This window comes from Demequina capsici (assembly GCF_032102965.1).
Taxonomy (GTDB): Bacteria; Actinomycetota; Actinomycetes; order Actinomycetales; family Demequinaceae; genus Demequina; species Demequina capsici.
Genome location: NZ_CP134880.1, coordinates 545,869 through 572,298 on the forward strand (window position 1 = coordinate 545,869; position 26,430 = coordinate 572,298).

Below are 26,430 nucleotides of genomic sequence, written 5' to 3' on the forward strand. Positions count from 1 at the left end.
GCGTGCGCCGCCGCATCGGTGTGACTTGCACTCCCGGGCGGTGCTATCCTGTTATCCGCTCCGCAAGGGGCGATGGGGCTGTGGCGCAGTTGGTAGCGCGTCTCGTTCGCAATGAGAAGGTCAGGGGTTCGAATCCCCTCAGCTCCACTTCTGAAGGACCTCGCCTGGTGGCGGGGTCCTTTCTTGTTACCCATGCCCGTCGTCCGCGGCCCTCTCCGGCCACCGCCGACCGTACGCACCGATCCGGGGTGCGACACCCCGATGCGCCGCACGATCCGCGGACGCGCCGCGGCGTGTCGCGGGCGCGAGTGGTTCAGACTGTCTGCGTGGATGGGATGCGCGCGGTGTCGAGCCAGGAGGTCGCGCGGTGACGGCGCCGCCGCTCACGCTCACCGAGGACTTCGAGCGCGCGCTCGACCTCCTGGACTCGGGCGCCAGCATGTTCCTCACGGGCCGCGCGGGGACGGGCAAGTCGACGCTGATCCGGCACTTCCTCGCGACGACGGGCCGCCGCGCCATCACCGTCGCTCCCACGGGCATCGCGGCGTTGAACGTCGACGGCTACACGATCCATCGGCTCTTCTCCTTCCCCATGGGCGTGACCGAGGAGACGGTGCGTGGTCCCGGCTACTTCCCCGGTCGCTTCGCTCAGACCCTGGCGGAGCTGGACACGCTGATCATCGACGAGGCGTCGATGGTGCGGGCGGACCTGTTCGACGCGCTCGCGGCCGCGCTCGAGAGATTCGGCCCTGCGCACGGTGAGCCCTTCGGTGGGGTGCAGCTGGTGCTCGTCGGCGACCTTCACCAGCTCCCGCCGGTGGTGAGGGACGACGAGGTCGACCTGTTCGATGAGCGCTTCGGCACGCCGTACTTCTTCTCCGCGCGGTCGTTCGACGCGGACAGGTTCGCCGTGGTGGAGCTCACCACGGTGTTCCGCCAGATCGGCGACTCGGGTCTCGTGGACATCCTCAACGCGGTCCGTGAGGGCGTTCTCCTGGACGATGCGAGGGACGCGCTGAACGCCCGGACGGATCCCGGCTTCGAGCCGCCCGAGGATGAGCTGTGGCTGACGCTCGCGACGACGAACCGCATCGTCGCCTCACGCAACCGTCACATGCTGGACAGGCTCCCTGCCCCTGTGCGCACGTACCGGGCGGACGTGTCCGGCGACACGGACGGTTTCGAGCATCCGACGGACGAGCACCTGGACCTCGCGGAGGGAGCACAGGTGATGCTCCTCAACAACGATCCGTTGGACAGGTGGGCGAACGGCACGCTGGGCCGTGTGGTGGGACTCGACCGCGACCGTGACGGGCCGGTGGTGCGGGTGGGGCTGCGTGAGGGAGTCACGGTGCACGTGCGGCCGCACACCTGGGAGATCACGCGACCGGTGGCGCGGGGCGGGACGGTGGGTCGCGAGGTGGTCGGCACCTTCACCCAGCTGCCCATGAAGCTCGCGTGGGCCATCACCATCCACAAGGCCCAGGGGCAGACGCTCGACAGGGTGGTGGTGGACCTCACCGGCGGAACGTTCGCGAACGGGCAGCTGTACGTCGCGCTCAGCCGGTGCACGTCGCTGCACGGCCTGGTGCTGCGACGTGACGTGCTGCCTCGCGACCTGAAGACGGATACGAGGATCCGACGGTTCCTCACCGCGTCGCGCACGGGAAGCAGGGACGACGCTCCGCTCGGTCGCGTGTACCTGAGCGCCCTCACCGTGGGCCAGGTGGGTGACCGGTACCGGCCGCGGCCGGTCGAGATCGCGGTGGTCACGGACGAGGGTGACGAGGCGACCACGGTGGTGAACCCCACGAGCGACCTCTACGAGGCGCAGACGGAGTTCGGCCTCACGACTCGGGACGTGCAGCTCGCGCCCGTGCTCGCCGAGGCCTGGGCGTGCCTGTCGCCGTTGCTGGCGGGACGGGTGCCGGTGGGTGTCGACATCGACAGGACGCTCGGCTGGATCGACTTCGAGCTGAAGCGCAACGGCGTCGTCGAGCCGATGGCGCTCGGCGTTGAGCTCCCTCGCGGTGCTCTGCGCAGGGACGACGCGGAGCGGCAGGGGGCACCCACCGCGCTCGAGCGCGCGCGTGCGCTCAGGGACGCGGGCGAGCGCTGGCTCTCCGAGTCCTACGGGACGCTCGAGGGGGGCGTGCCCTTCGCGGCGTGGCCTCGCGGAAGCGGGTACCTGCAGGCGCGGGTGACGGGCCCGGATTCGGGCGGCGTCGCGGGAGGCTTCGTCGTGGGCGGGAACCTGTCCGCCGAGGACGACCCGAGCGTCGTCCTGGCCTCGCTGCTGTGCCGCGCATGGGACCGGGTGATCGACAAGGACGAGCAGGCGCTCGCGCGGATCCGGGCCGCGGAGACGCACTTCGGCGTGGAGGTGCTGCCGGCGGGGCTCGTGCTCGACGGCCCGGTGTCCGCCGACTCGGTGCTCGCGGCGGGTGCGCGGGTGTGCTTCACAGGGACGGTGGTCTCGGCTTCACGGGGCGTGATCGATCGCGACCGCATGAGGAGGCTCGCAGCCGACGCCGGGCTCGTGCCGGTGGACACGGTGACGAAGACCAGGACGGACGTGCTGGTGGTCGCGGAACGCGGCACGCAGTCCGGCAAGGCGCGCAAGGCGGCCGAGTGGGGCAAGCCGGTGATCGCCGCCGAGGACTTCCTGGCCTGGCTCGACGGGCCACGCCGGGGCGTGTGAGGCGCGGGCGTTGCATCACGGTTCGGTTGCAAAGCGCGCGCTCCGGGGACGCTTGGGCCGGTCCGCGCGTTCGCGCTGAGGCACACTGTGCCTGAGGGGTGCCGGTCGATGACGCTCGCCCGGCAGCAGAGCGGACCTATCGAGAACGGGAGACGATCGCGTGGGATGGCGTGACCGGCTCTCCAGCCGTGGGGTGCGCGACGGGCTGACCGTCTGGATCATCGTCCTGCTGACCTCGGGTCAGGGCTTCCGGTACCTGGGCGGCCTGCCGCTGTACACGGTCGTCTGCGTCCTCACCATCGCCGCGATCGCCCTCAGCTTCCGGCCCACGTGGGCGAGCGTGAGGCTCCCGCTGCCGTTGGGCGCGTTCGTGGGGCTCGCGGCCGCGAGCGTGCTGTGGTCCGCCACGCGCGCGGTGACATCGTTGGCGGTCATCGTGATGATCGCCACCACGTTCGTGGGGGTCGTGACCGTGCGGGGCACCGGCAACCGGCGCTTCATGGTGCTGCTCTACCGCGGCTTCCAGATCTCGCTGCTCCTGGGGATCGCGCTCGAGCTGTGGGCCGCGATCGTGGTGCGTGGGCCGGTCTACCCGCCGATGCACGACCTGACGTCGCTCACCCATGACAAGAACGTCTCCGGCGACACCATCACCTGGTCGGACGGGCTGCTGTTCCATGGCGGCCCGATTCAGGGCTGGGTGGGCAATCGCAACCCCTTCGGCCTCGTGGCGCTGCTGACCGCGATCACGGGCGTGATCGTCCTGCTCGAGCGGCTCGTCGGCAGGGTCGACGTGGTCGCGACCCTGATCGCGGCCGGCGCGGTCCACCTGCTGACGATGTCCGCCACGGTCACGGTGACCGCGCTGTACCTGTTCGGCATCACGCTGGCGGCGTTCTGGATCCGCCGTGCGCCGCCGGGCGGCAAGAAGGCGATCTCGCGCGTCGTGCTGGCGTTGTCGGCGATCGCTGCCGTGCTCACCATCAAGTACCGCGACGAGATCTTCGGCCTGGTGGATCGCGGCTCCGATCTGACCAACCGCACCGAGATCTGGAAGCAGGTCATCCAGGCCGCGGAGCTGCGCCCCGAGGGCTGGGGGTATGTCGGCTACTGGCCCGTGTGGGAGGAGCCGTACAAGGGGATGGCGGATCGCGCAGGCGTGCTCGCCACCCACGCGCACAACGCGTTCCTCGACGCATGGCTCCAGCTGGGGCTGGTGGGCCTGGCGCTGCTCGTCGCGATCGTGGTGCTGATGTTCGGCGCGTCCTGGCGCCTCGTGGAGCGCGCCGACAAGGGCGACACCTACATCCCGCTCGGCTGGACGCTGCTGACGGTCGCGCTGGTGCTGCAGTCGCTCACCGAGTCGCGGATGCTCGTCGAGGGCGGGTGGTTCCTGGTGGTGGTGCTCTATCTGTCCGCGCCCCAGGTCTTCAGGCTGACGCTGGTCGACGAGTCGCTCGTGCATCGTGGCACCCCAGGGAGGACGGACGCCGACGAGCTCCGCTAGTTGTTATAGTTCTTCTATAACATCCAAGCGAGAGGGGAGACGCGCGATGACGCAGGACCGCACCGTCGCCCGAGCGATCCAGGTCGGCATCGTCGCCCCAGCCGTGCTCGTCGCCGTGGGCGTCGCCCTACAGATCGCCAGCCGCGACCAGCTGCCTGCCCGCGTCGTCACGCATTGGGGTCCGCAGGGGCCCGACGGGTTCGGCTCGCCATGGACGTTCACCTTCCTCACGCTGGTCGCCGGGCTCGGCATCCCCGCGCTCATGACCGTCTTCTCGATACCGGCCATGCGGCGCGGAGAACGCAGCCCCATGCTGCGGCTCATGCCCGCGATCGGGCTCGGATTCGCCGCCCTCATCGTCACCCTGTCCACCGGATCGCTCCTCGTGCAGCGCGGGATGGACGAGGGGTCGGCCCCGGGCATCGGCCCGATCGTGATCGCCTCCTACGCCGCCGCCATCCTCGCGGGGCTCGTCGGGTGGGCGTCCCAGCCGCGCCAGGAGCTGATCCAGCCCAGCGAACGACGCGTCGACCCCCTGATCGTCGCCCCCGGGGAGCGCGTCGCCTGGGTGGGCCGCGCCGAGGCCGGAGGCGGGCTCCTCGCGATCCTCGTGGGCGTGGCTCTCGCCCTCAGCGCCGGCGCGGTGTGGATGTGGATGGCCGGCGATCCCGCCCCCGCCCTGATCCTCACCGGCGTGGCGGCGCTGATCGCCGTGCTCGCCGGCGCGACCACCAGCTTCACCGTCCGTGCCGACCTCAGCGGGCTGGTGGTGCGCTCCCACGTCGGCATCCCGCGCTTCAGGGTGCCGGCGGCCGATATCGCTGAGGTCTCCGTCATCGACGTCAGCGGGCTGGCACAGTTCGGCGGATGGGGCGTGCGCGTCGTCCCCGGCGCCACCGGCATCGTCCTGCGCAACGGCTCAGCGCTGCAGGTGACCCGACGGGGCGGTCGCCGCCTCGTCGTGACCATCGACGACGCAGCCACGATCGCGGCCGTGCTCGCTGCCGCCTCCGAGGCAGGGTCGCATGCTGATCAGGACTGACCCCGCCTCCGACGCGCCCCTGTACGACCAGATCGCCGCGTCCGTCCGCGCGGAGACCGCCGCCGGACGCCTGGCGCCTGGCGACCGCCTCCCGTCCGCTCGAGACGTGGCCGAGGCCCTCGACGTCAACCTCCACACCGTCCTGCGCGCGTACCAGGCGCTGCGCGATGAGGGCCTCGTGGAGATGCGGCGTGGGCGCGGCGCCATCATCACCGAGCGCGCGGCGGCGTATGAGCATCTCAGCGACGAGGTCGCCGCGCTGATGGCCCGTGCGCGCGAGCTCGGCCTGGAGGTGGACGCCGTCGTGGCCCTGCTGCGCGCGCACGATCCCGGCTCGCCTGGCGACACCTCGACGTAACACGTCGTCCCCTACGATCAGCAACGGAACGACCACGCCGCCGACGCCTGCGTCCCGCCGCGGCGAACGCACCGTTCGAGCGGGTCGGAGTCGGCAACTGACACCTGAGGAGACCTGACCCATGACCCAGCGCACCGCCGTCGTCACCGGAGCCTCGAGCGGCATCGGTGAGGCCACCGCCCGCCAGCTCGCGGCCGACGGATGGAACGTGGTGCTCGGCGCCCGCCGCCTCGACCGTCTCGAGGCCCTCGCCGCAGAGATCGGCGGCACCGCGCTCGCGCTCGACGTCACGGACCCCGCCTCGGTCGAGGCCTTCTGCGACGCCATCCCGGTCGTCAGCCTGCTCGTCGCGAACGCAGGCGGCGCGTTCGGCACCACCTCCGTCGCGGAGGCCGACGACGACGAGTGGCTGCGCATGTTCGATGTGAACGTCATGGGCACCGTGCGCACCGTCCGCGGCCTGCTCCCCAAGCTGATCGCGTCGGGCGACGGCCAGGTGGTGACCCTCGGCTCGATCGCCGCGCTCGAGCCCTACCCCGGCGGTGCCGGCTACAACGCCGCCAAGCACGCCGTGAAGGCGCTGACGAGAGTCCTCCGGCTCGAGATGAAGGGTCAGCCGATCCGGGTGTCCGAGATCGACCCCGGGCTGGTGGAGACGGAGTTCTCGGTGGTGCGCTTCGAGGGCGACCAGGAGCGGGCGGACAAGGTCTACGAAGGCATGACGCCGCTGGTCGCGCAGGACATCGCCGAGGCGATCGCCTGGGTCGCCTCGCGGCCGTCGCACGTGAACATCGACTCCATGCTGATCATGCCGCGCGCGCAGGTGTCCGCCCAGGTGGTGCACCGCGAGCTGTGAGGCGGCTCAGTCGCGCGGACGTCGGAACAGGCTGCCGATGCGGGTGAGGCCCCGCCGCAGCGCCCCTGGCTCGTCGGGCTCCTCGACGGGCTCCTCGTCAGCGGCGACCTCCTCGTCGATCACCGCGTAGGTACGGCCGGTGTTCTTGATGATCGCCGTGATGAGCGCCGCGATCGGCAGTGCCATGAAAGCGCCCATCGGTCCTGCGAGCGCACCGCCCGCGATGGCCCCGCCGAACGCGACCGCGCCGTTGAGCTCCATGGTCTTCGAGGACAGCTTGGGGCTCAGCGCGTAGTTCTCGAGCTGCTGGTAGATCAGGACCCACACGAGCAGGCCGATCGCGTTGGCCACGCCCACCACGGCGAGCGTGATGAGGATCGGCAGCGCGGCGCCCAGGTAGGTGCCGATGAACGGGATGAACGTGGAGACGAACCCCATGAACATGGCGAGCGGCAAGGCGTACACCAGGTCGAGCCCGACGATCAGCATGGCGACGAAGCCGAGACCGCCGCACACCGACGCGAGCAGCAGGCGGGAGTAGAAGTAGCCTCCGGTCTGCTCGATCGAGGTGGTGGCGACCCACTTGAACACGCGCTGACGCTCCGGGGGCATCCGCGACATGACCGCGCGCATGACGCGAGGCCAGTCGGCGGCCAGGTAGAACGCGAACATCGCGATGGTCATCAGGTTGAACACGGCGCCGATGCCCGAGGACACCGCGCCGAGCGCGCCCGAGGCCCATTGCTGCACGAGCTTCGCGAGCGCGCTCGTCTCGTCGGTCGCATCGCCCTGGTCGAGCAACGGGGAGCCGAACATGCCCTCCCACCAGGTGTTCAGGTGCTCGAACCAGACGGCGGCAGCGGAGCTGACCTCCTGGGCGAACCGCACGATGCCGGGGATCAGCACCACCACGAGCAGCACGACGACGAGCAGCGCAGCCAGGTAGATGATCCCGACGGCCGCGCCCCTGCGCATGCCGAAACGACGGGTGAGCGCCTCGACGCCGGGGATCATCGCCAGCGCGAAGAACAGGGCGATGCCCAGGAGCCCAAGGAAGTGCGACAGCTGGCCGATCGCCCACAGGCCCGCGGCGACCGCCAGGCCGACCGCGACGATCTTCCACAGCACCGTCCAGATGAGCCTGTCCGCCCAGGCGGGGAGCGAGGCGGCGGGACGATTCGCGGCGTCGGTGCGGGCCGCGGCGATGACGTCGGCGGGCAGGTCGGTCGCGTCGGCTGCCATGGTCAGGCCGCCTTGAGGGAGCGCCGCATCGTGAAGGAGCGCACGAGGCCCGCGACGCCCAGCAGGATCAGGGCGAACGCGGTGAAGGCGACGAACACGACCGCGGTCCAGCCGGGGATCACCAGCACCACGATGCCTGCGAGCAGCGACAGCGCGCCCGCGGCGATCGCCCAGCCTCGCGAGCGCGCGTTGCTCGAGTCGACCAGCGCCATCACGCCCTCGACGATCCAGCCGAGGCCCACCATGAGGACGGTGATCAGCAGCAGGACCTTCGCGCTCGAGTCGAGGTTGCGCAGCATGACCACGCCACCGATCACGAGCAGCATGCCGAAGATCAGCATCACCGCGCGCATCGCGCCCGAGTAGCCCGTGCGGAGCGCGCCGATCACCAGGCGGAGCACGCCGGACAGCAGGAAGTTGATCGCGACCAGCGCGGCGCCCACCTTGAGCGTGGCGCTGGGCCAGATCGCGAGCACCAGGCCCAGCAGCAGCGACACGGCTCCGAGGAAGCCGACGACGCCGCTCATCGCCTTGACCACCTGGGGCGGCGGCGGTGCGTCGTCCAGGCTGACGAACATCGCCATCATCCCCTGCGCCCCGCGCGGCACCTCGGTCGACGGAGCACCGTTCTCCTCGTCCCCAGCGGTCATCTCTCGCTCCTCGCGCACGTTCGCGGAGGCGCGTCCCCCGCTGCGTCGAACCTACCGGCGTGCGACTGCGGGCGCCAGGGCTACCAGCGAGAACAGGTCCTTCGGGTCCGCAGGCTCGGCGATCAGGTCGATCTCCGTGGCGTACGCGGTGCCGGACACGCGGTCGCGCAGGAAGCGCAGCGCGGAGAAGTCGTTGATCGCGAAGCCGACGGAGTCGAACACGGTGATCTGCTCGGCGCTGGTGCGGCCGGGGAGCTGTCCGTCGACCACGCGCCACAGGTCGGTCGTGGGGTGGTCCGCGCCGAGCTTCTGGATCTCGCCCTCGATGAGGGTCTGCGGGTGGAACTCCACGAACGTGTCGCCGCGCAGCAGGATCGCCGGGTCGAGCTCGGTCTTGCCCGGGCTGTCGCCTCCGATCGCGTTGAGGTGCATGCCGGGCTCGATCATGTCGTCCGTGAGGATCGTCGCGTTGACCTTGTCGGCGGTGCAGGTGGTGACCACGTCGGCCCCCGCGACCGCGTCGGACGCGGAGGCGGCGCGGTGCACCCTGAAGCCGAGCGCGGTGGCGTTGCGCTCGAACTTGTCCATCGCCGCCGGGTCCACGTCCCAGATGCGCAGGTCGTTCAGCCCGAGCACCTCGCGCATGCCGAGAGCCTGGAACTCCGACTGCGAGCCGGTGCCGATCAGGGCGTGGACGCGCGAGTCGGGTCGCGCCAGGTGACGCGCCGCCATCGCCGACGTGGCGGCCGTGCGCAGGGCCGTGAGGAGCGACATCTCGGCGAGCATCAGCGGGTAGCCGGTGGCCATGTCGGACAGCGCGCCGAACGCGGTGACGGTCTGGAGGCCGCGCGAGGGGTTGATGGGGTGGCCGTTCACGTACTTGAAGCCGTACAGCTCCGCATCGGCGGTGGGCATCAGCTCGATCACCCCGTGCTCGGAGTGCGCCGGCACCCGCGGGGCCTTGTCGAACTGCTCCCAGCGGCGGTAGTCGTCCTCGAGGTAGGTCACGAGGTCGGCGATCAGGCCGGCGACGCCCTCCTGCGCCATCCAGCGGCTCATGCTCGCGACGTCGACGAACTGGACCATCAGCGTGCCTCCTCGGCGGTCGTGGGGCGGTCCCGGAGCACGAGCGTGCAGCACTTGGCGCCGCCGCCGGCGAGCAGCAGCTCGGTGAGGTCCACGCCGATGGGCTCGTAGCCCGCCTCGCGCAGCTGGTGCTGGAAGGCGGTGGCGCGGGCCGCGGTGATGACGTGCAGCCCGTCGGACACGGCGTTGAGCCCGAAGACCTTGGCGTCGTGCTCGTCGACCAGGATCGCGTCGGGGAAGCGGCGCTCCAGCTCAGCCCTGCTCGCGTCGTCGAAGGCGCTCGGCAGGTAGGCGATGTGCTCGTGTCCGGGACGGGCGTCGAGCACGGCGAGCGCGGTGTCCAGGTGGTAGAAGTCGGGGCGGACGAGGCGCAGGGACACGACCTCGCGACCGTACAGGGCGGCCATCTCCGCGTGGGACGCGGTGTCGGTGCGGAAGCCCGTGCCGGCGAGCAGCGCGTCGCCGGCCAGCAGCACGTCGCCCTCGCCCTCGTTGGTCTCCTCCGCAGCGACCACGTCGTAGCCGGCGGCGCGGAACCAGTCGGCGTAGAGGTCCGCCTCGGGGGCGCGCTCAGGGAAGGTGAAGCGAGCGGTGTACGCGGTGCCGTCGACGACCAGGCCGCCGTTGGCGGCGAACACCATGTCCGGGAGCCCCCGGCCGGGCTCCACGAGCCGGACCGTGAACTGCAGGCGCTCGAAGACGCGACGCAGCTCGTGCCACTGCGACAGCGCGCGGCTCGTGTCCGTCGGGTCCTCAGGGTGCATCCACGGGTTGATGGAGTACGACACGGTGAAGTGCTCGGGTCGGCACATGAGGACGGTGAGCGGCGAGGCGATGCGCTCCTGCTGAATGGCCACGGGGGCGGTGATGGTCAAGTCGGGACCTCCTTCACACACCAGCGTGACAGAGATTCCGTGACGATATCGTGACCAGGAATAGTGAATCCGGCGACTTGACTGGGGCTTACGATGGAAACCTGCGTCACGCCGAAAGTAGGGAGAGCCCATGTCGATCGACGACCTCGACCGCCGCATCATCGACGAGCTCAAGCTCGATGGACGCATCAGCTACCAGGACATGGGGGAGCGCATCGGACTGTCGCCCACGGCGGTCAAGCGCCGGATGGACAGGATGGCGTCAGCCGGGGTCATTCGCGGCTACACGGTGCTAGTCGATCCTAGCGTCGACGGCAGGGACACCGAGGCATTCGTCGAGGTCTTCTGCCGCGGGACCGTGGGCCCTGACGAGCTGCGCCGCATCCTGTCCGGCATCCCCGACGTGATCGAGGCTCAGACCGTCACCGGAGAGGCTGACGCCCTGGTGCGGCTGCGCGCCAGCAGCATGCCGGCGCTGGAGGACGCGCTCGAGAAGGTGCGTCTGGCGCCGCAGGTCGACTCGACCCGTTCGGCGATCGTCCTGTCGCAGCTCATCGCCCGTCGGGAGTGAACCGCCAGGGCCGACCGCGTCAGATCCAGGGCCGCGTCCACATGTGCATGCGCCAGTAGTCATAGGGGATCGCGTTGCCGGTCCACAGCGGCAGGAAGTACCCGGCGATGATGAGCACGATCCCCAGGTAGACGCCCACGATCAGGGTGCCCTTGGGGGACCAGGTGCCTCGGCCGCGCGGCTGCGCGATCCGCTGGAGCATCCACGCGAGGGTCAGCACCAGGAACGGGATGAAGACGATCGAGTAGAACGTGAAGATCGTGCGGTAGGCGTACGGGAGCCACGGCACCCAGCCCGCGAAGAAGCCGAGCGACAGCACGAAACCCAGCGGGTCGCGTCGACGCACCAGACGCCACAGCGCGTAGAGGACGGCAGCGACGGCCACCCACCAGATCGCCACGTTGCCGATCGAGGTGATCGCGGAGACGCAGCGCTCGGCGCCGCAGTGGGCGTTCACGTCCTCGAAGTAGAACGAGGTGGGCCGGATCTGCAGGGGCCAGCCCCACGGGTTCGCCTGGTAGCTGTGCGGCGTCGTGAGATGGGTGTGGAACTCCCACATCTGCCGGTGGTACTCGACCAGGGAGCGCAACGAGTCGGGCAGCCAGGTCACGCCCTTGCCGGGGTGGGTCTCCGCCCAGTGCCTGGCGTAGGAGCCGTCGGTCGCGAACCAGTTCCACCAGGTCGCCACGTACACCGTGGGCATGAGGACCAGCGTGGCGAGGAAGGTGGGGATCGCGCGCAGCGCGGAGCCCCCGAACCAGCGCTCGATGCCGAGCGAGCGCCGCGTCGTCATGTCCCAGACGATGGACAGGACCAGGAAGACCGCCGCGAAGTACCCGCCGGACCACTTCGTGGACATCGCGAGCGCGAACACGACGATCGCGCCCAACCGCATCCAGCGGATCCCCATGCGAGGTCCGTACCCCAGCGTCGGGTCTTGGCCCTCGGCACGCGCGGCGTCCATCCGCGCCGACAGCCGCCGCCGGAACCGTTCGCGGTCCCACACGATGAGTCCGAAGCCCGCCATCGCGAAGAAGGCGAGGAATCCGTCCAGAAGCGCGGTGCGCGACATCGTGATCGCGAGCCCGTCGACGGCGAGCAGCACGCCCGCGATCCCCCCGAACAGGGTGGACCGCAGCAGGGTGCGCGCGATCAGCGCCGTGATCACCACGAGCGCGACCCCGAACAGCGCCTCCATCACACGCCACCCGAAAGGCGTCGGGCCGAAGATCTTGATGCCGACCGCGATCAGCAGCTTGCCGACCATCGGATGCACCACGTAGTCGCCCTCGGACGAGAGCCCCGAGTAGTTGCCGGAGGCGAACCACTGGTCGTCGCCCGACCAGTCGCCCTCGTAGCCGAAGACGAGCAGCGAGAACGCGCCGCGTGCGTAGTAGACCTCGTCGAAGACGAGCGCCTTCGGGTAGCTGAGCGTCACGAAGCGGAGCAGCGCGGCGAGAACGCCGACGCCAGTCGCCATCAGCTGGACGCGCCAGCGGTATGCCCATCCCCAGATCACACCCGAAGCCTAGCCGTGGCGTGCGGTGAACAGGGATAACCGATGTGCGACGCTTGGAGGCATGGTCCTCACGAGCGCAGGCCGGGTGCTGCTCGGCGCCACCCCCATCGGCAACCCGGGGGACGCGTCCGCGCGCCTGCGCGAGGCGATCGCCGGGGCCGACGTGGTGGCGGCGGAGGACACGCGCCGCCTGCGGGACCTGGCGAGCAGGCTGGGGATCGAGGTGCGTGGACGGGTCATCGCGGTGCACGACCACAACGAGGGCGAACGCGCCGCAGACCTGGTGCAGGTGGCTGCCGACGGCGGCGTCGTGCTCGTCGTGTCCGACGCCGGCATGCCGACGGTATCGGACCCGGGCTACCGCGTCGTGGCAGAGGCCGTCGCCGCCGGGGTGCCCGTCGAGGTCCTCCCCGGGCCGAGCGCCGTCCTCACGGCGCTCGCGCTGTCGGGGCTGCCGACCGACAGGTTCTGCTTCGAGGGCTTCCCTCCCCGCAAGGGTGGCGAGCGCGCCAGGGCGTTCCAGGCGCTCGTCGCCGAGCCGCGCACCATGATCTTCTTCGAGGCGCCGCACAGGCTGGAGGACACGCTCGTGGCGATGGCGCACGCCTGGGGCGACGACCGTCCGGCGGCGGTGTCCCGCGAGCTCACCAAGACGTACGAGGAGACTCGGCGCGGCACGCTGGCGGAGCTCGCGGCCTGGGCGCAGGAGACGGCGCCGCGCGGCGAGATCGTCGTGACGGTCGCGGGCCGGCCGGCCGACGTCGTGGGAGAGGAGGCCGCGGTCGCCGAGGCGCTCGCGCGCATCTCAGGCGGCGAGAGGGCCAAGGACGTCGTGGCTGATCTCGCGTCCACCACGGGGCTGCCGCGGCGGGACCTCTACAACGCGGTGCTGCGCGCGCGGAGCGGGACGAGCGGCGATGCCCCGGCCTGATCACGCGCGACGAGCGCGGCACGGCTCGGTCGTGACGGCGCTCGCGGTCGGCGCAGGGGTGGCGATGGGAGCCGCCGTCGCGGTCGGAGCAGGGGAGCGGCAGGCCGATCCGTCGTCCGACGCCGTGAGGAAGGTCGAGCCGGCGGTCGAGGCGGAGGCCTCGGGCTCTCCCGTTCCCGCCGTCACGGCGCAGGGCGCCCCGCTGCCGCTCGCGAGCACCCTGCCGGTGGCGGACGTCGACCTGGTCCAGCCTTCGGGTGACGACGTGTTCTCGCTCGCCGCATGGTCCACCTCCGAGCCGGTGTCCCCGTGGGTGGTGGTGGACAAGGCCCGCCCGCTCGACCCGATCGACTACGCGCCGACCGACCTCGTGGCGGTCGACGGCGTGCCGGGGGGCGGGACGGAGCTGCTCCGTCGGGAGGCGGCGTCCGCGCTCGAGGCGATGCGCGTCGCGGCCGTGGCGGACGGCGCCGGCTTCTCCATCGCGAGCGCCTACCGCAGCCATACCGAGCAGATCTCGCTGCATGCCGCCTACGTGAGCCGCTGGGGCGCCTCGAGCGCCGAGTCCTTCTCCGCCCGCGCCGGCTACTCGGAGCATCAGACCGGATGGGCGGTGGACGTCTACGCGGGTGCGTCGTGCCGGGTCGAGCAGTGCTTCGCGGACGAGGCGGCGGGGCGATGGGTGGCCGAGCACGGCTGGGAGCACGGATGGATCGTGCGCTACCCGCAGGGGTCGTCGGACGTCACGGGCTACCGCTACGAGCCGTGGCACCTCAGGTATGTGGGCGTGGCGCTCGCCACCTGGATGCACGAGCACGAGGTCGCCACGCTCGAGGAGGCGTTCGGCCTGGGCGACGCGCCCGACTACCTGGACTGACGGTCCCGCTCGTGCCGAGGCGCGGCGCGGTCGCGGAGCCGGGTCGCGGGCCCCGCGTGCGTCACTAGGATGGGGCGCATGTCTCACATCCTCTCCGCCGTCGCGTGGCCGTATGCCAACGGGCCGCGTCACATCGGTCACGTCGCCGGCTTCGGCGTCCCCTCCGACGTCTTCAGCCGTTACATGCGCATGGCGGGGGAGGACGTGCTCATGGTGTCGGGCACCGACGAGCACGGCACGCCGATCCTGGTGCAGGCCGAGGGCGAGGGCGTGAGCCCGCAGGTGCTCGCGGACCGCTACAACCGCGTGATCGTGGAGGACCTCACCCAGCTGGGTCTCAGCTACGACCTCTTCACCCGCACGACGACCGGCAACCACTACGCGGTGGTGCAGGAGATGTTCAAGGCCGTCCACAAGAACGGCTACATGATCGAGCAGACCACCCGTGGGGCGATCTCGCCGTCCACGGGCCGCACCCTTCCCGACCGGTACATCGAGGGCACGTGCCCCCTCTGCGGCTACGACGGCGCCCGCGGCGACCAATGCGACAACTGCGGCAACCAGCTCGATGCGATCGACCTCAAGAACCCGGTCAGCCGCATCAACGGCGAGACCCCCAAGTTCATCGAGACCGAGCATTTCTTCCTGGACCTTCCGGCCCTGACCGACGCGCTGTCCACGTGGCTCGGCTCCCGACAGGGATGGCGGCCGAACGTCCTCAACTTCTCGCTCAACCTGCTGAACGACGTGCGCCCCCGCGCGATGTCGCGCGACATCGACTGGGGCATCCCCATCCCGCTCGACGGCTGGTCCGACAACCCCACCAAGCGCCTCTACGTCTGGTTCGACGCGGTGATCGGCTACCTGAGCGCCTCCATCGAGTGGGCGCGCCGCTCGGGCGAGCCCGACGCGTGGCGCAAGTGGTGGAACGACCCCGAGGCGATGTCGTACTACTTCATGGGCAAGGACAACATCACCTTCCACTCGCAGATCTGGCCCGCCGAGCTGCTCGCGGCGAACGGCCGCGGCGCGAAGGGCGGCGAGCTGGGGCCGTTCGGCGACCTGCAGCTGCCCACCGAGGTGGTCTCGAGCGAGTTCCTGACCATGGAGTCCGCCAAGTTCTCGTCGTCGCGCGGCCACGTCATCTACGTGCGCGACATGCTGGCCCGCTACCAGCCGGACGCGCTGCGCTACTTCATCGCGGTCGCAGGCCCCGAGACCTCTGACGCGGACTTCACGTGGTCCGAGTTCCAGCGGCGCACCAACAACGAGCTGGTGGCCGGCTGGGGCAACCTGGTCAACCGCACCGCCTCGCTGCTGCACAAGAACATCGGAGAGATCCCGGCGCTCGGCGAGCTCACCGACGTCGACAGGGCCGCGCTCGACTCCTCGCTCAAGGGCTTCGACACGGTCGGCGACCTGGTGCGCCACCACCGTCAGCGTCAGGCGATCTCCGAGGCGATGCGCGTCGTGGGCGACGCGAACGCGTACCTCGCTGAGACGGCGCCCTGGAAGCTGAAGAACGAGGATCCCGAGCGGATGCGCACGGTCCTGGGCGTCGCCGCCCAGCTGGTCGACGACGCGAACACGATGCTCGCGCCGTTCCTGCCGCACTCCGCGCAGAAGGTGCACGAGGCGCTCGGCGGCACGGGCGTGCTCGCGCCCATGCCTCAGATGAACGAGGTCGACGACCTGGACATCCCGCACCGCTCCTACCCGGTGATCCAGGGTGACTACTCGGCGATGCAGGGCACCTGGGGCCGTCGCGACGTGGTCGCCGGCACCGTCGTCCCCGCGCCCTCGCCGATCTTCACCAAGCTGGACGACGAGATCGTCGAGGCGGAGCTGACCCGCATGCGAGGCGACGACTAGGTGGCCCGCCGCGGAGCCTGGCCGCCGGCGCCCGAGCCGCTGCCGTCGCCCGTCGTCGACAACCACTGCCATCTGGAGTCGCCTGCGGGCGACGAGCCGCGAAGCGTGGAGGACCGGCTGGCCGAGGCCGCCGCCGTCGGCGTGGACAGGGTGGTGCAGATCGGATGCGAGCTGGAGGCGGCCCGCTGGACCGCCGACGCCGTCGTCAGGTACCCGCAGATGCTCGGAGGGATCTCCCTGCACCCGAACGAGGCTCCGCTGCATGCCAAGGGCGAGCATCCGTCGGGCGTGGGGTACGCCGAGGCCTTCGCCGAGATCGCCCGGCTGGCGCAGGGGGAGCGGATCCGCATCATCAGCGAGACGGGGCTGGACTATCACTGGACCGACGAGCCCGACCGGCCCGCGCAGGTGCAGGCCTTCCGCGACCACATCGCGCTGGCGAAGGAGCTCGGGCTGCCCGTGGGGATCCACGACCGGGACGCGCATGCCGACGTCCTCGACGTCCTGCAGCGCGACGGGGCCCCCGACGTGACGGTGTTCCACTGCTTCTCGGGCGACGCCGCCATGGCCCGCCTCTGCGTGGACCGCGGCTACTACCTGAGCTTCGCGGGGAACCTGACGTTCAAGAACGCGACCGACCTGCGCGCCGCGCTGGCGGTCACCCCGCTGTCGCGGGTCATGGTGGAGACGGACTCGCCGTACCTCACGCCGCACCCTCACCGGGGCGCGCCGAACTCTCCCGCGCTCGTCGCGCACACCGTGCGCGAGGTCGCGCGGGTGAAGGACATCCCGCTCGCGCAGGCCTGCGAGGCGCTCGACGTGACGACCGTCACTCTCTATGGCCCCTGGTAGATTCGTCACACTACGATTCAGTTGGCGTTGAGCGTTACCGATATGAGATAAAAGCGGGAGTGTCTCGCCCCCCGAGCCGCGTCCCCGATGGCCATGTCGTCCATCCCGAAAGGGAGACTTTGAGTTACCTGCGCACCACCCCGCGACCCGGAGGTCGCCGTGATCGGCGTGCCCGGACGGGCGCGCGGACCCGTGTGATGCGCCAGCTCGGAGTCTCCGCCGCGCTGGTCGCGTTCGCCGCCGGATCCTTCACCTCCACCTCCGTCGACGCCCTCGCGAGCGTGAGGCAGAGCGCGGACTCGACCCAGCTCGACGTGGTCGGGCCGGTCGACGCCGCCGCGGCCGACGTCGAGGTCGTCACCGAGACCTCGCAGGAGTCGGTGCCGAACGACACGGTCACCGAGTCGGACCCGTCGGCCAAGAAGGGCGTGGAGACGGTCGTCGACGAGGGCTCGCCCGGCACGTCGCTGGTGAGCTACGAGGTCACGTACGTGGACGGGGTCGAGGTCTCGCGCAAGCAGACGGTGTCCGTCGTGGTCCAGGAGCCGGTCGACAAGGTCGTGTCGGTGGGCACCCTCGAGATCCCCACGGTCGCGACCACGACTCCTGGGACGAACCAGGCGATCGGTCAGGAGCTCGCGGCGAGCCTGTACGGCTGGACCGGTGAGCAGTGGCAGTGCCTGTCGAGCCTCTGGTCCCGCGAGTCGGGGTGGAGCACGACCGCGGCGAACTCGTCGGGCGCGTACGGGATCCCGCAGGCGCTCCCCGGCTCCAAGATGGCGGCCTACGGCGACGACTGGCGCACGAACCCCACCACGCAGATCAAGTGGGGCCTCGCCTACGTGAGCGGCCGCTATGGCACTCCGTGCGGTGCCTGGGGCCACTTCACGTCGGTCGGCTGGTACTGACGCCTGTGGCCGATCTGCTCGGTCCCACCGATGTGAGGGTGCTCGCCGAGTCGCTCGGCACCGCGCCCACCAAGAAGTGGGGACAGAACTTCGTCGTCGACGCCGGCACGGTCCGTCGCATCGTCCGTATCGCAGGCGTCCAACCGGGCGACCATGTGGTGGAGGTGGGCCCCGGGCTGGGCTCCCTGACGCTGGCGCTGCTCGAGGCGGGCGCGTGGGTCACCGCGGTCGAGATCGACCCGCGTCTTGCCGCGGCGCTGCCCGAGACCGCATCGCGACGCGCTCCCGACGATGCCGAGCGGCTGGCCGTGATCGGCGAGGATGCGCTCAAGGTGGCCGCGCTGCCGGGTGCGGGCCCTGAGGCCGGACCGCCCGCGGCGCTCGTCGCCAATCTGCCTTACAACGTGTCGGTGCCGGTGATCCTCCACTTCCTCGAGACGTTCCCGGACCTGCGGCGCGTGCTCGTGATGGTGCAGGCGGAGGTCGCCGACCGTCTCGCGGCCCCGCCCGGCTCCCGCACGTACGGCATCCCCAGCGCCAAGGCCGCCTGGTACTGCGACGTCCGTCGCGCCGGTGACGTCGGGCGCGCCGTGTTCTGGCCGGTGCCCCGCGTCGACTCGGCGCTCGTGCTCATGGAGCGACGCGAGGTGCCCGTGACATCGGCGCCCAGGGAGCAGGTGTTCCAGGTGATCGACGCTGCCTTCGCACAGCGTCGCAAGGCGCTGAGAGGGGCGCTCGCCACGCTCGCCGGGTCCTCCGCGCGTTCCGAGCAGGCGCTGGTCCGCGCAGGGGTCGACCCTCTCACCCGCGGCGAGCAGCTGGGCATCGAGGACTTCGCGCGCATCGCCGAGGCATTCGCCACCCTCGACTGACGGCGCCGGCATGGCACCATGGGGCCCATGCCACGCACCGTGACCGTCCGCGCACCTGGCAAGGTGAACCTCCAGCTCGCGGTGGGCGCACGACGCGAGGACGGGTACCACCCGCTCGTCACCGTCTTCCAGGCGGTCGCGCTGTACGAGACCGTGACCGCGACGGCGCGCGACGACGAGCGTTTCACGCTGACGGTCTCGGGCGCGTCCAACCTGGCGCTCGACCCCGACACCGTGCCCCTCGACGAGTCGAACCTGGCGCTCCGGGCGGCGCGCGCGGTGGCGGAGCGGTACGGGATCTCCGAAGGCATCGACCTGCAGATCCTCAAGGGCGTGCCCGTCGCGGGCGGCATGGCGGGGGGCAGCGCGGACGCCGCGGCCGCCGTCGTCGCGTGCGCCGAGGCGTGGGACGTGGGAGCGTCGCGCGAGGAGCTCCACCGCATCTGCGCGGAGCTCGGCGCTGACGTCCCGTTCTGCCTGCACGGCCACACGGCCGTCGGTCTGGGGCGGGGCGACGAGCTCTCGCCTGCGATGACCCACGGGCAGTTCCACTGGGTGCTCGCCACCCAGGAGGAGGGGCTGTCCACCCCGGCGGTGTTCGCAGAGCTCGACCGCTCGATCGCGGCCGGTGAGCGCACCGTCGCGGAGCCGACGATCGACGACGCCGTCATGAGCGCCCTCATGGCGGGCGACGCGAGGGCGCTCGGAGCCGCCTTGTCGAACGACCTTCAGGGGCCGGCGCTCGCCTTGGCGCCCCACCTGCGCGACGTCCTCGACGCCGCGCTCGACGCGGACGCCCTGGGTGCGATCGTGTCCGGCTCAGGGCCCACGGTCGCCGCGCTCGCACGCTCCCGTCAGCACGCGCTGGCGATCGCGGCGCACCTCACCGCGGAGGGCGTGGCAGGTGCGGTCCTCACCGCAGCGGGTCCGGCGCCAGGAGCGACCGTCCTGGCGGGCTGAGCCGCGTCAGCCCTTCCGCAGCGCGTCGCGGATCTCGGTGAGCAGCTCGATCTCGGTGGGGGACACGGGCTCGTCGACGGCGGGCTCGTCCTTCTTGCGGCGCGCGGCGAGCGAGTTGAGCGGTGCCACGACCATGAAGTAGACCGCCGCGGCGATGGTCACGAACTTGAACAGCGCGTCGAGCACCAGGCCGATGCTGAACTGAGCGCCGTTGATCGTGAAGTTGCCCACCGCGGTGAGATCGGGCTGGCCGAAGATCGCGGCGACGATCGGCGTGATGATGCCGGCGACGATCGCTCCGACGACTGCCGTGAACGCGGTGCCGATGACCACGGCGACCGCGAGGTCGACCACGTTGCCCCGCATGATGAAGTCCTTGAAGCCCTTGATCATGGCTGCTCCCCTTGAATCCAGGTGGGACGCGCCGCTCCGGGTCGGTCGGCGTCGCCGGGCGTCGGCGCCTGTGGCGAATCTAGCCGAAGGGCGCGCGGCTCGCGCGGGCACCGGGTACGGCGCGCCGCGCGCTGCGGTGCCGGGCGCGCGTCGCCGCCTGGAGACCTCAGTGCTCGCTCGGGAGCCCTGGTCGCCGTTCGAGGCCGTGCAGACCGTTCCAGGCGAGGTTCACCAGATGGCTCGCCACGACCTCCTTGGACGGCTCCCTCTCCTCGGCCCAGTGCTGGCCGGTGAGCGCCACCATGCCCACGAGCATCTGCGAGTAGATGGGCGCCACGGACGGGTTGAGGCCGCGCTTGCGGAACTGGTCGGCGAGCAGGCCCTCCACCTGGGCGGACACGTCGCCCAGGAGCGAGGAGAAGGTGCCGGAGGACTGGGCGACCGGCGAGTCGCGGGCGAGGATCCTGAACCCGTCGGGCGAGTCCTCGATGTATCCGAGCAGCGCCATCGCCGCGCGCTCGACGAGCTGCCGAGGGTGTGCCACCTGGGCGAGCGCACCGGTCAGCGCGCCCAGCAGCGCCTCGACCTCGCGGTCCACGATCACCGCGTACATGCCCTCCTTGCCGCCGAAGTGCTCGTACACGACGGGCTTGGACACGTCGGCCCTGGCGGCGATCTCCTCGACCGAGGCGCCTTCGAAGCCCTTCTCCGCGAACAGCGCGCGGCCTACGGTGAGCAGCTGCTCACGGCGTTCGCGCGCCGTCATCCGGGCACGGGTGGGCTTCCTGATCTCTTCGGTCACGGTCCCAGTGTGCCGTGTCGGGCTGGCACACTAAAGGACCCGGGGCTTTTCGCGCCCCGTTCCGCCCTGGTGTAACGGCAGCACGCAGGCCTTTGGAGCCTTGCGGTACAGGTTCGAATCCTGTGGGCGGAGCGTCGGGGGCGTGTGAGGGCGTGTGAGGGCGCGTGCGGCGGAAGGTAGAGTTGACCCGACCGACCCGACGCCCCTGGTGGGGCACAGCGAAGGGGGAGTGGTGACCACCACCCGTCCCGCGGCCGTGATGATCCTCGCGGCAGGCGCAGGCACCCGCATGAGGTCGGCTACCCCCAAGGTCCTTCACAGGATCGCGGGCCGTACCCTGCTCCACCACGCGCTGGTCGCGGCGCATGAGCTGCAGCCGGCGCGCACCGTGGTGGTCGTCAGGCACGAGCGTGAGGCAGTCGCGGCGCACGTCGCAGAGGTCGCGCCTCACGCGTTGATCGCGGACCAGGACGACGTCCCCGGCACGGGTCGCGCGGTCGCGTGCGGCATGTCCGTGCTCGACGCGACGACGGTCGCCGCCGCGGTGGCAGGGGGCCAGGTCGGGGACCGATCGGTGCTCGACCTCCAGATCGAGGGCGCGGTCGTCGTCACCTCAGGCGACGTGCCCCTGGTCACCGGAGAGCTGCTGGGCCGCCTGGTCGACGCGCACACCGAGATCGGCAACGCCGTCACGATCCTCACGGCGAAGGTCCCCGACCCGACGGGTTACGGACGCATCGTGCGAGGCACGACAGGCGACGTGATGGCGATCGTGGAGCACCGCGACGCCACGGACGAGCAGCACCGGATCGACGAGATCAACTCGGGCATCTACGTGTTCGACGCGGCGGTGCTGCGCGACGCGCTCGCGCAGGTGGGTCGCGACAACTCGCAGGGAGAGATGTACCTCACGGACGTCGTCGCACTGGCGCGCGAGGCGGGCGGCCGGGTGGGCGCCATGATCGCGCCCGACGCCTCCGCTGTCGAGGGTGTCAACGATCGTGTCCAGCTGGCGAACGCGGGCGCCCAGCTCAATCGGCGCATCGTCGAGGCGTGGATGCGTGCCGGCGTCACGGTCGTCGACCCGGCCACCACGTGGATCGACGCGGACGTGACGCTCGGAGAGGACGCGACGATCCTGCAGGGCGTGCAGCTGCACGGCTCCACCCGCATCGGCAGCGGCGCGACCGTCGGCCCCGACTCGACCCTGACGAACGTCGCGGTGGGGGACGGAGCGACCGTCACCCGCGTGCACGGCCTCGACGCGGTGGTCGGCGACCGCGCCACCATCGGCCCGTTCACCTACCTGCGCCCCGGCACCATCGTGGGCGTCAAGGGCAAGGTGGGCGGCTTCGTCGAGACCAAGAACGCCCGCATCGGGGACGGCGCGAAGGTGCCGCATCTCAGCTATGTGGGAGACGCCGAGATCGGCGAGGGCACCAACGTCGGCGCCGGCACGATCTTCGTCAACTACGACGGTGTGCACAAGCACCGCACCGTCGTCGGCGCCCACGTGCGCATCGGCTCGGACAACACCCTCATCGCGCCCGTCACCCTGGGCGATGGTGCGTACACGGGCGCCGGCACCACCGTGCGTCACGATGTGCCGCCGGGGGCGCTCGCCATCAACTCTTCGCCTCAGCAGAACGTGGACGGGTGGGTCGAACGACGCCGCCCGGGCACTCAGTCCGCCGAGGCAGCCGAGCGTGCTCGACGCGCGCCCGGGTCTCACGAAGGACTATCGTCGGGCGGACAGGGCCCGACGCATGAAGGAGAGTCATGAGCTCGATCATCTCGAACCCGTCGGAGCGTCGGATGGTGCTCGCCGGCGGGCGCGCCCACCCCGAGCTGGCTGAGGCCGTCGCTGCGGACATGGGCATCGAGCTGCTGCCGACCACCGCCTACACGTTCGCCAACGGCGAGCTGTACGTCCGGTTCGGCGAGTCGGTGCGCGGCGCCGACGCCTTCATCCTCCAGTCCCACGCGGCGCCCATCAACGAGGCGATCATGGAGCAGCTCATCATGGTGGACGCCATGAAGCGTGCCTCCGCCAAGCGGGTGACCGTGATCATGCCCTGCTACGGCTATGCGCGCCAGGACAAGAAGCACAAGGGTCGCGAGCCCATCTCGGCGCGCCTCATGGCCGACCTGTTCAAGACCGCGGGCGCTGACCGCATCATGTCGGTCGACCTGCACACGTCGCAGATCCAGGGCTTCTTCGATGGCCCGGTGGACCACCTGTGGGCTATGCCGCTGCTCGCGCAGTACGTCCGCTCGCGCGTCGCCCCCGGCAACCTCACCATCGTCTCCCCCGACGCGGGCCGCGTGCGCCTGGCCGACCAGTGGTCCGACCACCTGGGTGCGCCGCTCGCGATCATCCACAAGCGTCGCGACCCGTCGGTGCCGAACCAGGTCAAGGTCCACGAGCTCGTCGGAGAGGTCGAGGGCCGCACGTGCGTGCTCGTCGACGACATGATCGACACGGGCGGCACGATCGTCCAGGCGGCCGAGGCTCTGTTCGAGAACGGCGCGAAGGACGTCATCGTCGCGTCCACCCACGGCCTCCTGTCCGGGCCTGCGGTGGAGCGCCTGCGTGACTCAGGCATCTCCGAGGTGGTGGTCACGGACACCCTGCCGATCGCCGAGGACAAGCGGTGGGACGGTCTCACCGTGCTGTCCATCGCGCCCCTCATCGCCCGCGCGATCCACGAGGTGTTCGAGGACGGCTCGGTCACCAGCCTGTTCAACGGCAACGTCTGATCTGCTGAACGGTCCCGAGAGCGCGGAGCCCCAGGGGCTCCGCGCTCTCGCGCGTCCATGAGGCATGCGGTGGCGGCGTTCAGCACCACGCCCTGAGCGAGAGCGACTGGTTGAGCAGGAGCCACCACCCGGAGCCATCGCCTGCGGGCATGGCGAGGACGGCGGGGGAACGCGCGTAGTCCACGAGGCTCAGCGCCTGGGCGTCTGGCACCATCCCGTTCGGGTCCTCGGAGTAGTAGCCGTACATGAGCTCCGCCAGGGTGCTCGTGGTGGCCATGGCGTACACCGGCGATCCGTCGACCGTGCCGGCCTGGACCCAGTCGGACTGCAGCGGGTCGGTCAGCAGGATGTTCCAGGTGAGCATGGTGTATGGGCCGCACGCCACGTCGAACAGGTCGACGAACTGCCCTGCGGTGGTGCCGTAGCCGTCGGCCCACGCGATGTCTTCCCACGCGGGCCGCGTGGGCGGGGCGTCGTACCAGCCGCCGGTGGCGGTGCCGCGGCCGTACGCGACGTTCTCGAGCATCTGCGCGTACGTGGACCACCCTGGATCGGTGCCCCACGACACGTACGGGTCCTGGGTGAACCTGTCGACGGTCCACGCGTCGACGGTCGCGACCTGCTCGGACTGCCATGAGCCGAGCAGCGGCAGCCACGGCCCTCGGAGCGAGACCTGCAGACCGTCGAGGTCGGCCGTTGCCGGCGCGGCGAGCGAGTCGTAGTAGACGTCAGGGTCGCTCGCGATCTCGGGCGCCCATGAGACGACCGTCGTCGCCTGCCACGGGAAGGGGAACGGGATCCAGGTGGGGGTGCCGTCCGCGGCGACCTCCACGGTCTCGCCGCCGATGCCGTGCTGCAGGATGTCGTTCCCGTCACGAGTGCCGACCCGGAACCACGCGAGCTCGTCCACGCCAGTGTTCCAGAACGCGTCGTCAGCGGCCCACGACGGGGTGTCGAGCTGGACGGGGTCGGTCAGCCAGGACTCGCCGGTCTGCGCGAGCGACGCCCTGAGGGAGGCCTCCTGCGCGCCCATGTCGGGGTTGCGCCCCTCGGGCGCGGTCGGTGACGATGCCGCCGTCGCCGTCGATGCCGTCACGGAGGGAGTCGGCGGAGCGGTGGACGAGCCGGAAGGGCTCGCGCTCGGCGCACCGCCGCCCGCGCATGCGGCGAGCGCCAACGCGCAACCCAGGAATGTCGCTGCACCAGGCACGATGCGCATGACGAGGTCCCCCTTGTCGTCCCTCATATCGGCTCCCCTGCGACCAACCTAGCCCGGGTCGCCAGGGCGTGCGAGGACGACCGTCCGCGGGTCGCGCAGCTGCGCCTCCCGCACTGGGTGGAGGCATCCCGCAAGAGCAGGTAGACTGTCCCAGTTCCTCGGCGAGGCTGAGCCCGCGCAGGGCCCGGCGTGATCGACGCGGCAGAAGCGCAACGGCTCTGCCTTGCCGTGCAACCGCTATCTGTCCGCAAATCTCTCGAGGAGAACCCCGATGTCTGATGAGCTGAAGCTCGCCGCCGAGGCCCGCACCGAGTTCGGCAAGGGCTTCGCCCGCCGCGCCCGCGCCGCCGGCAAGATCCCCGCCGTCATCTACGGTCACGGCACCGACCCCGTCCACGTCCTGCTTCCCGGCCACGACACGATGATGGCGCTCAAGCACGCCAACGCGCTGCTGACCATCGATGTGGCAGGCAAGTCCGAGATGGTCATCGTCAAGGACATCCAGCGTGACGCCGTGAAGCGCAGCATCGACCACGTCGACCTGCTGCTCGTGAAGAAGGGCGAGAAGATCGCCGTCGAGGTCCCTGTGCACGTCGAGGGCGAGACGTTCGGCTCGACCATCCACGTCCAGGAGCTCAACACCCTGCACATCCAGGCCGAGGCGACCCACCTGCCCGAGACCATCGTCGTCTCCGTCGAGGGCCTGCCCGAGGGCGTCAAGATCGTCGCCTCGGAGGTCGAGCTGCCCAAGGGCGTCGAGCTCCTGACCGACGCCGACGCGCTCGTGGTCCACGTCACGCAGCCGCGCTCCGCCGTGGCCGCCGAGGACGAGGCCGGCGAGGCCGGTGCCGAAGCAGCTGCCGAGTAGTCTTCGAAGCGCGTGAGAGCGCCCGGTCCGCACCTGCGCGGGCCGGGCGCTTTCCGCATCCACCTGCGCGCAGGAGCAAGGAGAGCCATGACCGCGCTCGTCATCGGACTGGGCAACCCCGGCGAGGAGTACGCCGCGACGCGCCACAACGTCGGCACGATGGTGCTCGAGGAGCTCGCGGCGCGGGCGGGAGCGAGCCTGTCGGTGCACAAGAGGACGCATACGCGCGCGACCGTCGCCAGGCTCGCCGGGCAGGCCGTGCAGCTGGGCGTGCCGATGTCGTACATGAACGTCTCCGGCGGTCCCGTGAGCTCGCTCGCCAAGTACGTGTCGGTGCCGCCTGCCGAGGTGATCGTGGTGCACGACGAGCTGGACATCCCGTTCGGCACCGTCAGGCTCAAGAGAGGTGGCGGCTCCGGCGGCCACAACGGTCTCAAGGACGTCACCAAGGCGCTCGGCACCCCGGACTACATCCGCGTGCGCATCGGCATCGGCCGCCCCCCGGGTCGCATGGACGCGGCCACCTTCGTGCTCAAGCCGTTCTCCGCCGCCGAGCGCAAGGAGCTGCCGTTCCTCATCTCGGACGGCGCCGACGCCGTCGAGGCCGTGCTGGCCGACGGCCTCGAGGCGGCCCAGCAGCGCTTCCACAGCCCGTCGTAGCAGGACCGTGACCCCATTCGGGTGGACACCCCCGGGGGCGCACTGACTA

25 protein-coding genes and 2 tRNA genes are annotated in these 26,430 nt (G+C 70.8%); 19 read left to right on the top strand and 8 right to left on the bottom strand.

The window, feature by feature from the left end:
• Positions 1–74: 74 nt before the first annotated feature.
• The 6 genes from RN607_RS02625 to RN607_RS02650 all read left to right on the top strand — a co-directional run bounded on the left by RN607_RS02625 (position 75) and on the right by RN607_RS02650 (position 6,464).
• Positions 75–147 (top strand) — tRNA-Ala (locus RN607_RS02625).
• A 220-nt stretch (positions 148–367) separates the two neighbouring features.
• Positions 368–2,701: an AAA family ATPase gene (locus RN607_RS02630; protein WP_313544151.1), complete on the top strand. Its 2,334-nt coding sequence runs from the start codon at positions 368–370 to the stop codon at positions 2,699–2,701.
• A gap of 160 nt (positions 2,702–2,861) precedes the next feature.
• Positions 2,862–4,208, top strand: coding sequence for an O-antigen ligase family protein (locus tag RN607_RS02635; RefSeq protein WP_313544153.1), 1,347 nt, complete (start codon positions 2,862–2,864; stop codon positions 4,206–4,208).
• A gap of 46 nt (positions 4,209–4,254) precedes the next feature.
• Complete coding sequence (locus tag RN607_RS02640) at positions 4,255–5,250, top strand: DUF1648 domain-containing protein (protein ID WP_313544154.1); 996 nt, start codon at positions 4,255–4,257, stop codon at positions 5,248–5,250.
• Complete coding sequence (locus tag RN607_RS02645; protein WP_313544156.1) at positions 5,234–5,608, top strand: GntR family transcriptional regulator; 375 nt, start codon at positions 5,234–5,236, stop codon at positions 5,606–5,608. Before RN607_RS02640 ends, RN607_RS02645 begins: the two co-directional genes overlap by 17 nt.
• A gap of 121 nt (positions 5,609–5,729) precedes the next feature.
• Positions 5,730–6,464: an SDR family NAD(P)-dependent oxidoreductase gene (locus RN607_RS02650; RefSeq protein ID WP_313544158.1), complete on the top strand. Its 735-nt coding sequence runs from the start codon at positions 5,730–5,732 to the stop codon at positions 6,462–6,464.
• A gap of 6 nt (positions 6,465–6,470) precedes the next feature.
• Here the strand turns inward: RN607_RS02650 and RN607_RS02655 are convergent, their stop codons facing one another.
• The 4 genes from RN607_RS02655 to ddaH are packed head-to-tail and all read right to left on the bottom strand — an operon-like array spanning position 6,471 to position 10,317.
• On the bottom strand, positions 6,471–7,706 hold the full coding sequence (locus tag RN607_RS02655; protein WP_313544160.1) for an AI-2E family transporter: 1,236 nt from the start codon (positions 7,704–7,706) through the stop codon (positions 6,471–6,473).
• Between the two features lie 2 nt (positions 7,707–7,708).
• Entirely contained in the window at positions 7,709–8,356 is a 648-nt protein-coding gene (locus RN607_RS02660; RefSeq protein ID WP_313499643.1) for an HdeD family acid-resistance protein, read from the bottom strand.
• A 51-nt stretch (positions 8,357–8,407) separates the two neighbouring features.
• The gene (gene ocd / locus RN607_RS02665) at positions 8,408–9,442 is read right to left on the bottom strand and encodes an ornithine cyclodeaminase (protein ID WP_313499645.1); all 1,035 of its coding nucleotides are present in this window, start codon (positions 9,440–9,442) and stop codon (positions 8,408–8,410) included.
• Positions 9,442–10,317 (bottom strand): dimethylargininase, encoded by an 876-nt coding sequence (ddaH, locus tag RN607_RS02670; RefSeq protein WP_376784216.1) that lies wholly within the window; start codon positions 10,315–10,317, stop codon positions 9,442–9,444. Before ddaH ends, ocd begins: the two co-directional genes overlap by 1 nt.
• A 130-nt stretch (positions 10,318–10,447) precedes the next feature.
• On the opposite strand from ddaH, the gene RN607_RS02675 reads away from it, so the two are divergent.
• Entirely contained in the window at positions 10,448–10,888 is a 441-nt protein-coding gene (locus RN607_RS02675; protein ID WP_313499646.1) for an Lrp/AsnC family transcriptional regulator, read from the top strand.
• 19 nt (positions 10,889–10,907) lie between these two features.
• Here RN607_RS02675 and RN607_RS02680 read toward each other — a convergent pair whose 3' ends face one another.
• Complete coding sequence (locus RN607_RS02680) at positions 10,908–12,407, bottom strand: dolichyl-phosphate-mannose--protein mannosyltransferase (RefSeq protein ID WP_313544162.1); 1,500 nt, start codon at positions 12,405–12,407, stop codon at positions 10,908–10,910.
• Between the two features lie 61 nt (positions 12,408–12,468).
• Between RN607_RS02680 and rsmI the strand changes: the two genes are divergently transcribed.
• The 7 genes from rsmI to RN607_RS02715 all read left to right on the top strand — a co-directional run bounded on the left by rsmI (position 12,469) and on the right by RN607_RS02715 (position 19,679).
• Positions 12,469–13,338, top strand: coding sequence for a 16S rRNA (cytidine(1402)-2'-O)-methyltransferase (rsmI, locus tag RN607_RS02685; RefSeq protein ID WP_313544164.1), 870 nt, complete (start codon positions 12,469–12,471; stop codon positions 13,336–13,338).
• Positions 13,325–14,215 (top strand): M15 family metallopeptidase, encoded by an 891-nt coding sequence (locus RN607_RS02690; protein WP_313544166.1) that lies wholly within the window; start codon positions 13,325–13,327, stop codon positions 14,213–14,215. Before rsmI ends, RN607_RS02690 begins: the two co-directional genes overlap by 14 nt.
• A 78-nt stretch (positions 14,216–14,293) precedes the next feature.
• Positions 14,294–16,087 (top strand): methionine--tRNA ligase, encoded by a 1,794-nt coding sequence (gene metG / locus RN607_RS02695; protein ID WP_313544168.1) that lies wholly within the window; start codon positions 14,294–14,296, stop codon positions 16,085–16,087.
• Entirely contained in the window at positions 16,088–16,939 is an 852-nt protein-coding gene (locus tag RN607_RS02700; RefSeq protein ID WP_313499656.1) for a TatD family hydrolase, read from the top strand.
• Between the two features lie 197 nt (positions 16,940–17,136).
• The gene (locus tag RN607_RS02705; protein WP_313544170.1) at positions 17,137–17,847 is read left to right on the top strand and encodes an aggregation-promoting factor C-terminal-like domain-containing protein; all 711 of its coding nucleotides are present in this window, start codon (positions 17,137–17,139) and stop codon (positions 17,845–17,847) included.
• A 5-nt stretch (positions 17,848–17,852) separates the two neighbouring features.
• Positions 17,853–18,719 (top strand): 16S rRNA (adenine(1518)-N(6)/adenine(1519)-N(6))-dimethyltransferase RsmA, encoded by an 867-nt coding sequence (gene rsmA, locus RN607_RS02710; RefSeq protein ID WP_313499659.1) that lies wholly within the window; start codon positions 17,853–17,855, stop codon positions 18,717–18,719.
• Between the two features lie 27 nt (positions 18,720–18,746).
• Positions 18,747–19,679, top strand: a complete 933-nt coding sequence (locus RN607_RS02715) for a 4-(cytidine 5'-diphospho)-2-C-methyl-D-erythritol kinase (RefSeq protein ID WP_313544172.1) — start codon at positions 18,747–18,749, stop codon at positions 19,677–19,679.
• Between the two features lie 6 nt (positions 19,680–19,685).
• Here RN607_RS02715 and mscL read toward each other — a convergent pair whose 3' ends face one another.
• Both mscL and RN607_RS02725 read right to left on the bottom strand, forming a co-directional pair.
• Positions 19,686–20,072, bottom strand: coding sequence for a large conductance mechanosensitive channel protein MscL (gene mscL / locus RN607_RS02720; RefSeq protein ID WP_313499663.1), 387 nt, complete (start codon positions 20,070–20,072; stop codon positions 19,686–19,688).
• A gap of 166 nt (positions 20,073–20,238) precedes the next feature.
• Positions 20,239–20,838, bottom strand: a complete 600-nt coding sequence (locus RN607_RS02725) for a TetR/AcrR family transcriptional regulator (protein WP_313501810.1) — start codon at positions 20,836–20,838, stop codon at positions 20,239–20,241.
• Positions 20,839–20,934: 96 nt separating this feature from the next.
• Between RN607_RS02725 and RN607_RS02730 the strand changes: the two genes are divergently transcribed.
• The 3 genes from RN607_RS02730 (at position 20,935) to RN607_RS02740 (ending at position 23,634) form a co-directional block, all read left to right on the top strand.
• Positions 20,935–21,006: transfer RNA gene (locus RN607_RS02730), tRNA-Gln, on the top strand.
• 100 nt (positions 21,007–21,106) lie between these two features.
• Complete coding sequence (gene glmU, locus RN607_RS02735; RefSeq protein WP_376784219.1) at positions 21,107–22,657, top strand: bifunctional UDP-N-acetylglucosamine diphosphorylase/glucosamine-1-phosphate N-acetyltransferase GlmU; 1,551 nt, start codon at positions 21,107–21,109, stop codon at positions 22,655–22,657.
• Positions 22,654–23,634: a ribose-phosphate diphosphokinase gene (locus tag RN607_RS02740; RefSeq protein WP_313499664.1), complete on the top strand. Its 981-nt coding sequence runs from the start codon at positions 22,654–22,656 to the stop codon at positions 23,632–23,634. Before glmU ends, RN607_RS02740 begins: the two co-directional genes overlap by 4 nt.
• Before the next feature lie 79 nt (positions 23,635–23,713).
• Here the strand turns inward: RN607_RS02740 and RN607_RS02745 are convergent, their stop codons facing one another.
• On the bottom strand, positions 23,714–24,880 hold the full coding sequence (locus tag RN607_RS02745) for a hypothetical protein (protein ID WP_313544174.1): 1,167 nt from the start codon (positions 24,878–24,880) through the stop codon (positions 23,714–23,716).
• 244 nt (positions 24,881–25,124) lie between these two features.
• On the opposite strand from RN607_RS02745, the gene RN607_RS02750 reads away from it, so the two are divergent.
• Both RN607_RS02750 and pth read left to right on the top strand, forming a co-directional pair.
• Positions 25,125–25,721: a 50S ribosomal protein L25/general stress protein Ctc gene (locus RN607_RS02750; protein WP_313499668.1), complete on the top strand. Its 597-nt coding sequence runs from the start codon at positions 25,125–25,127 to the stop codon at positions 25,719–25,721.
• 87 nt (positions 25,722–25,808) lie between these two features.
• Positions 25,809–26,381, top strand: a complete 573-nt coding sequence (gene pth / locus RN607_RS02755; RefSeq protein WP_313499670.1) for an aminoacyl-tRNA hydrolase — start codon at positions 25,809–25,811, stop codon at positions 26,379–26,381.
• The last annotated feature ends 49 nt before the right edge of the window (positions 26,382–26,430 follow it).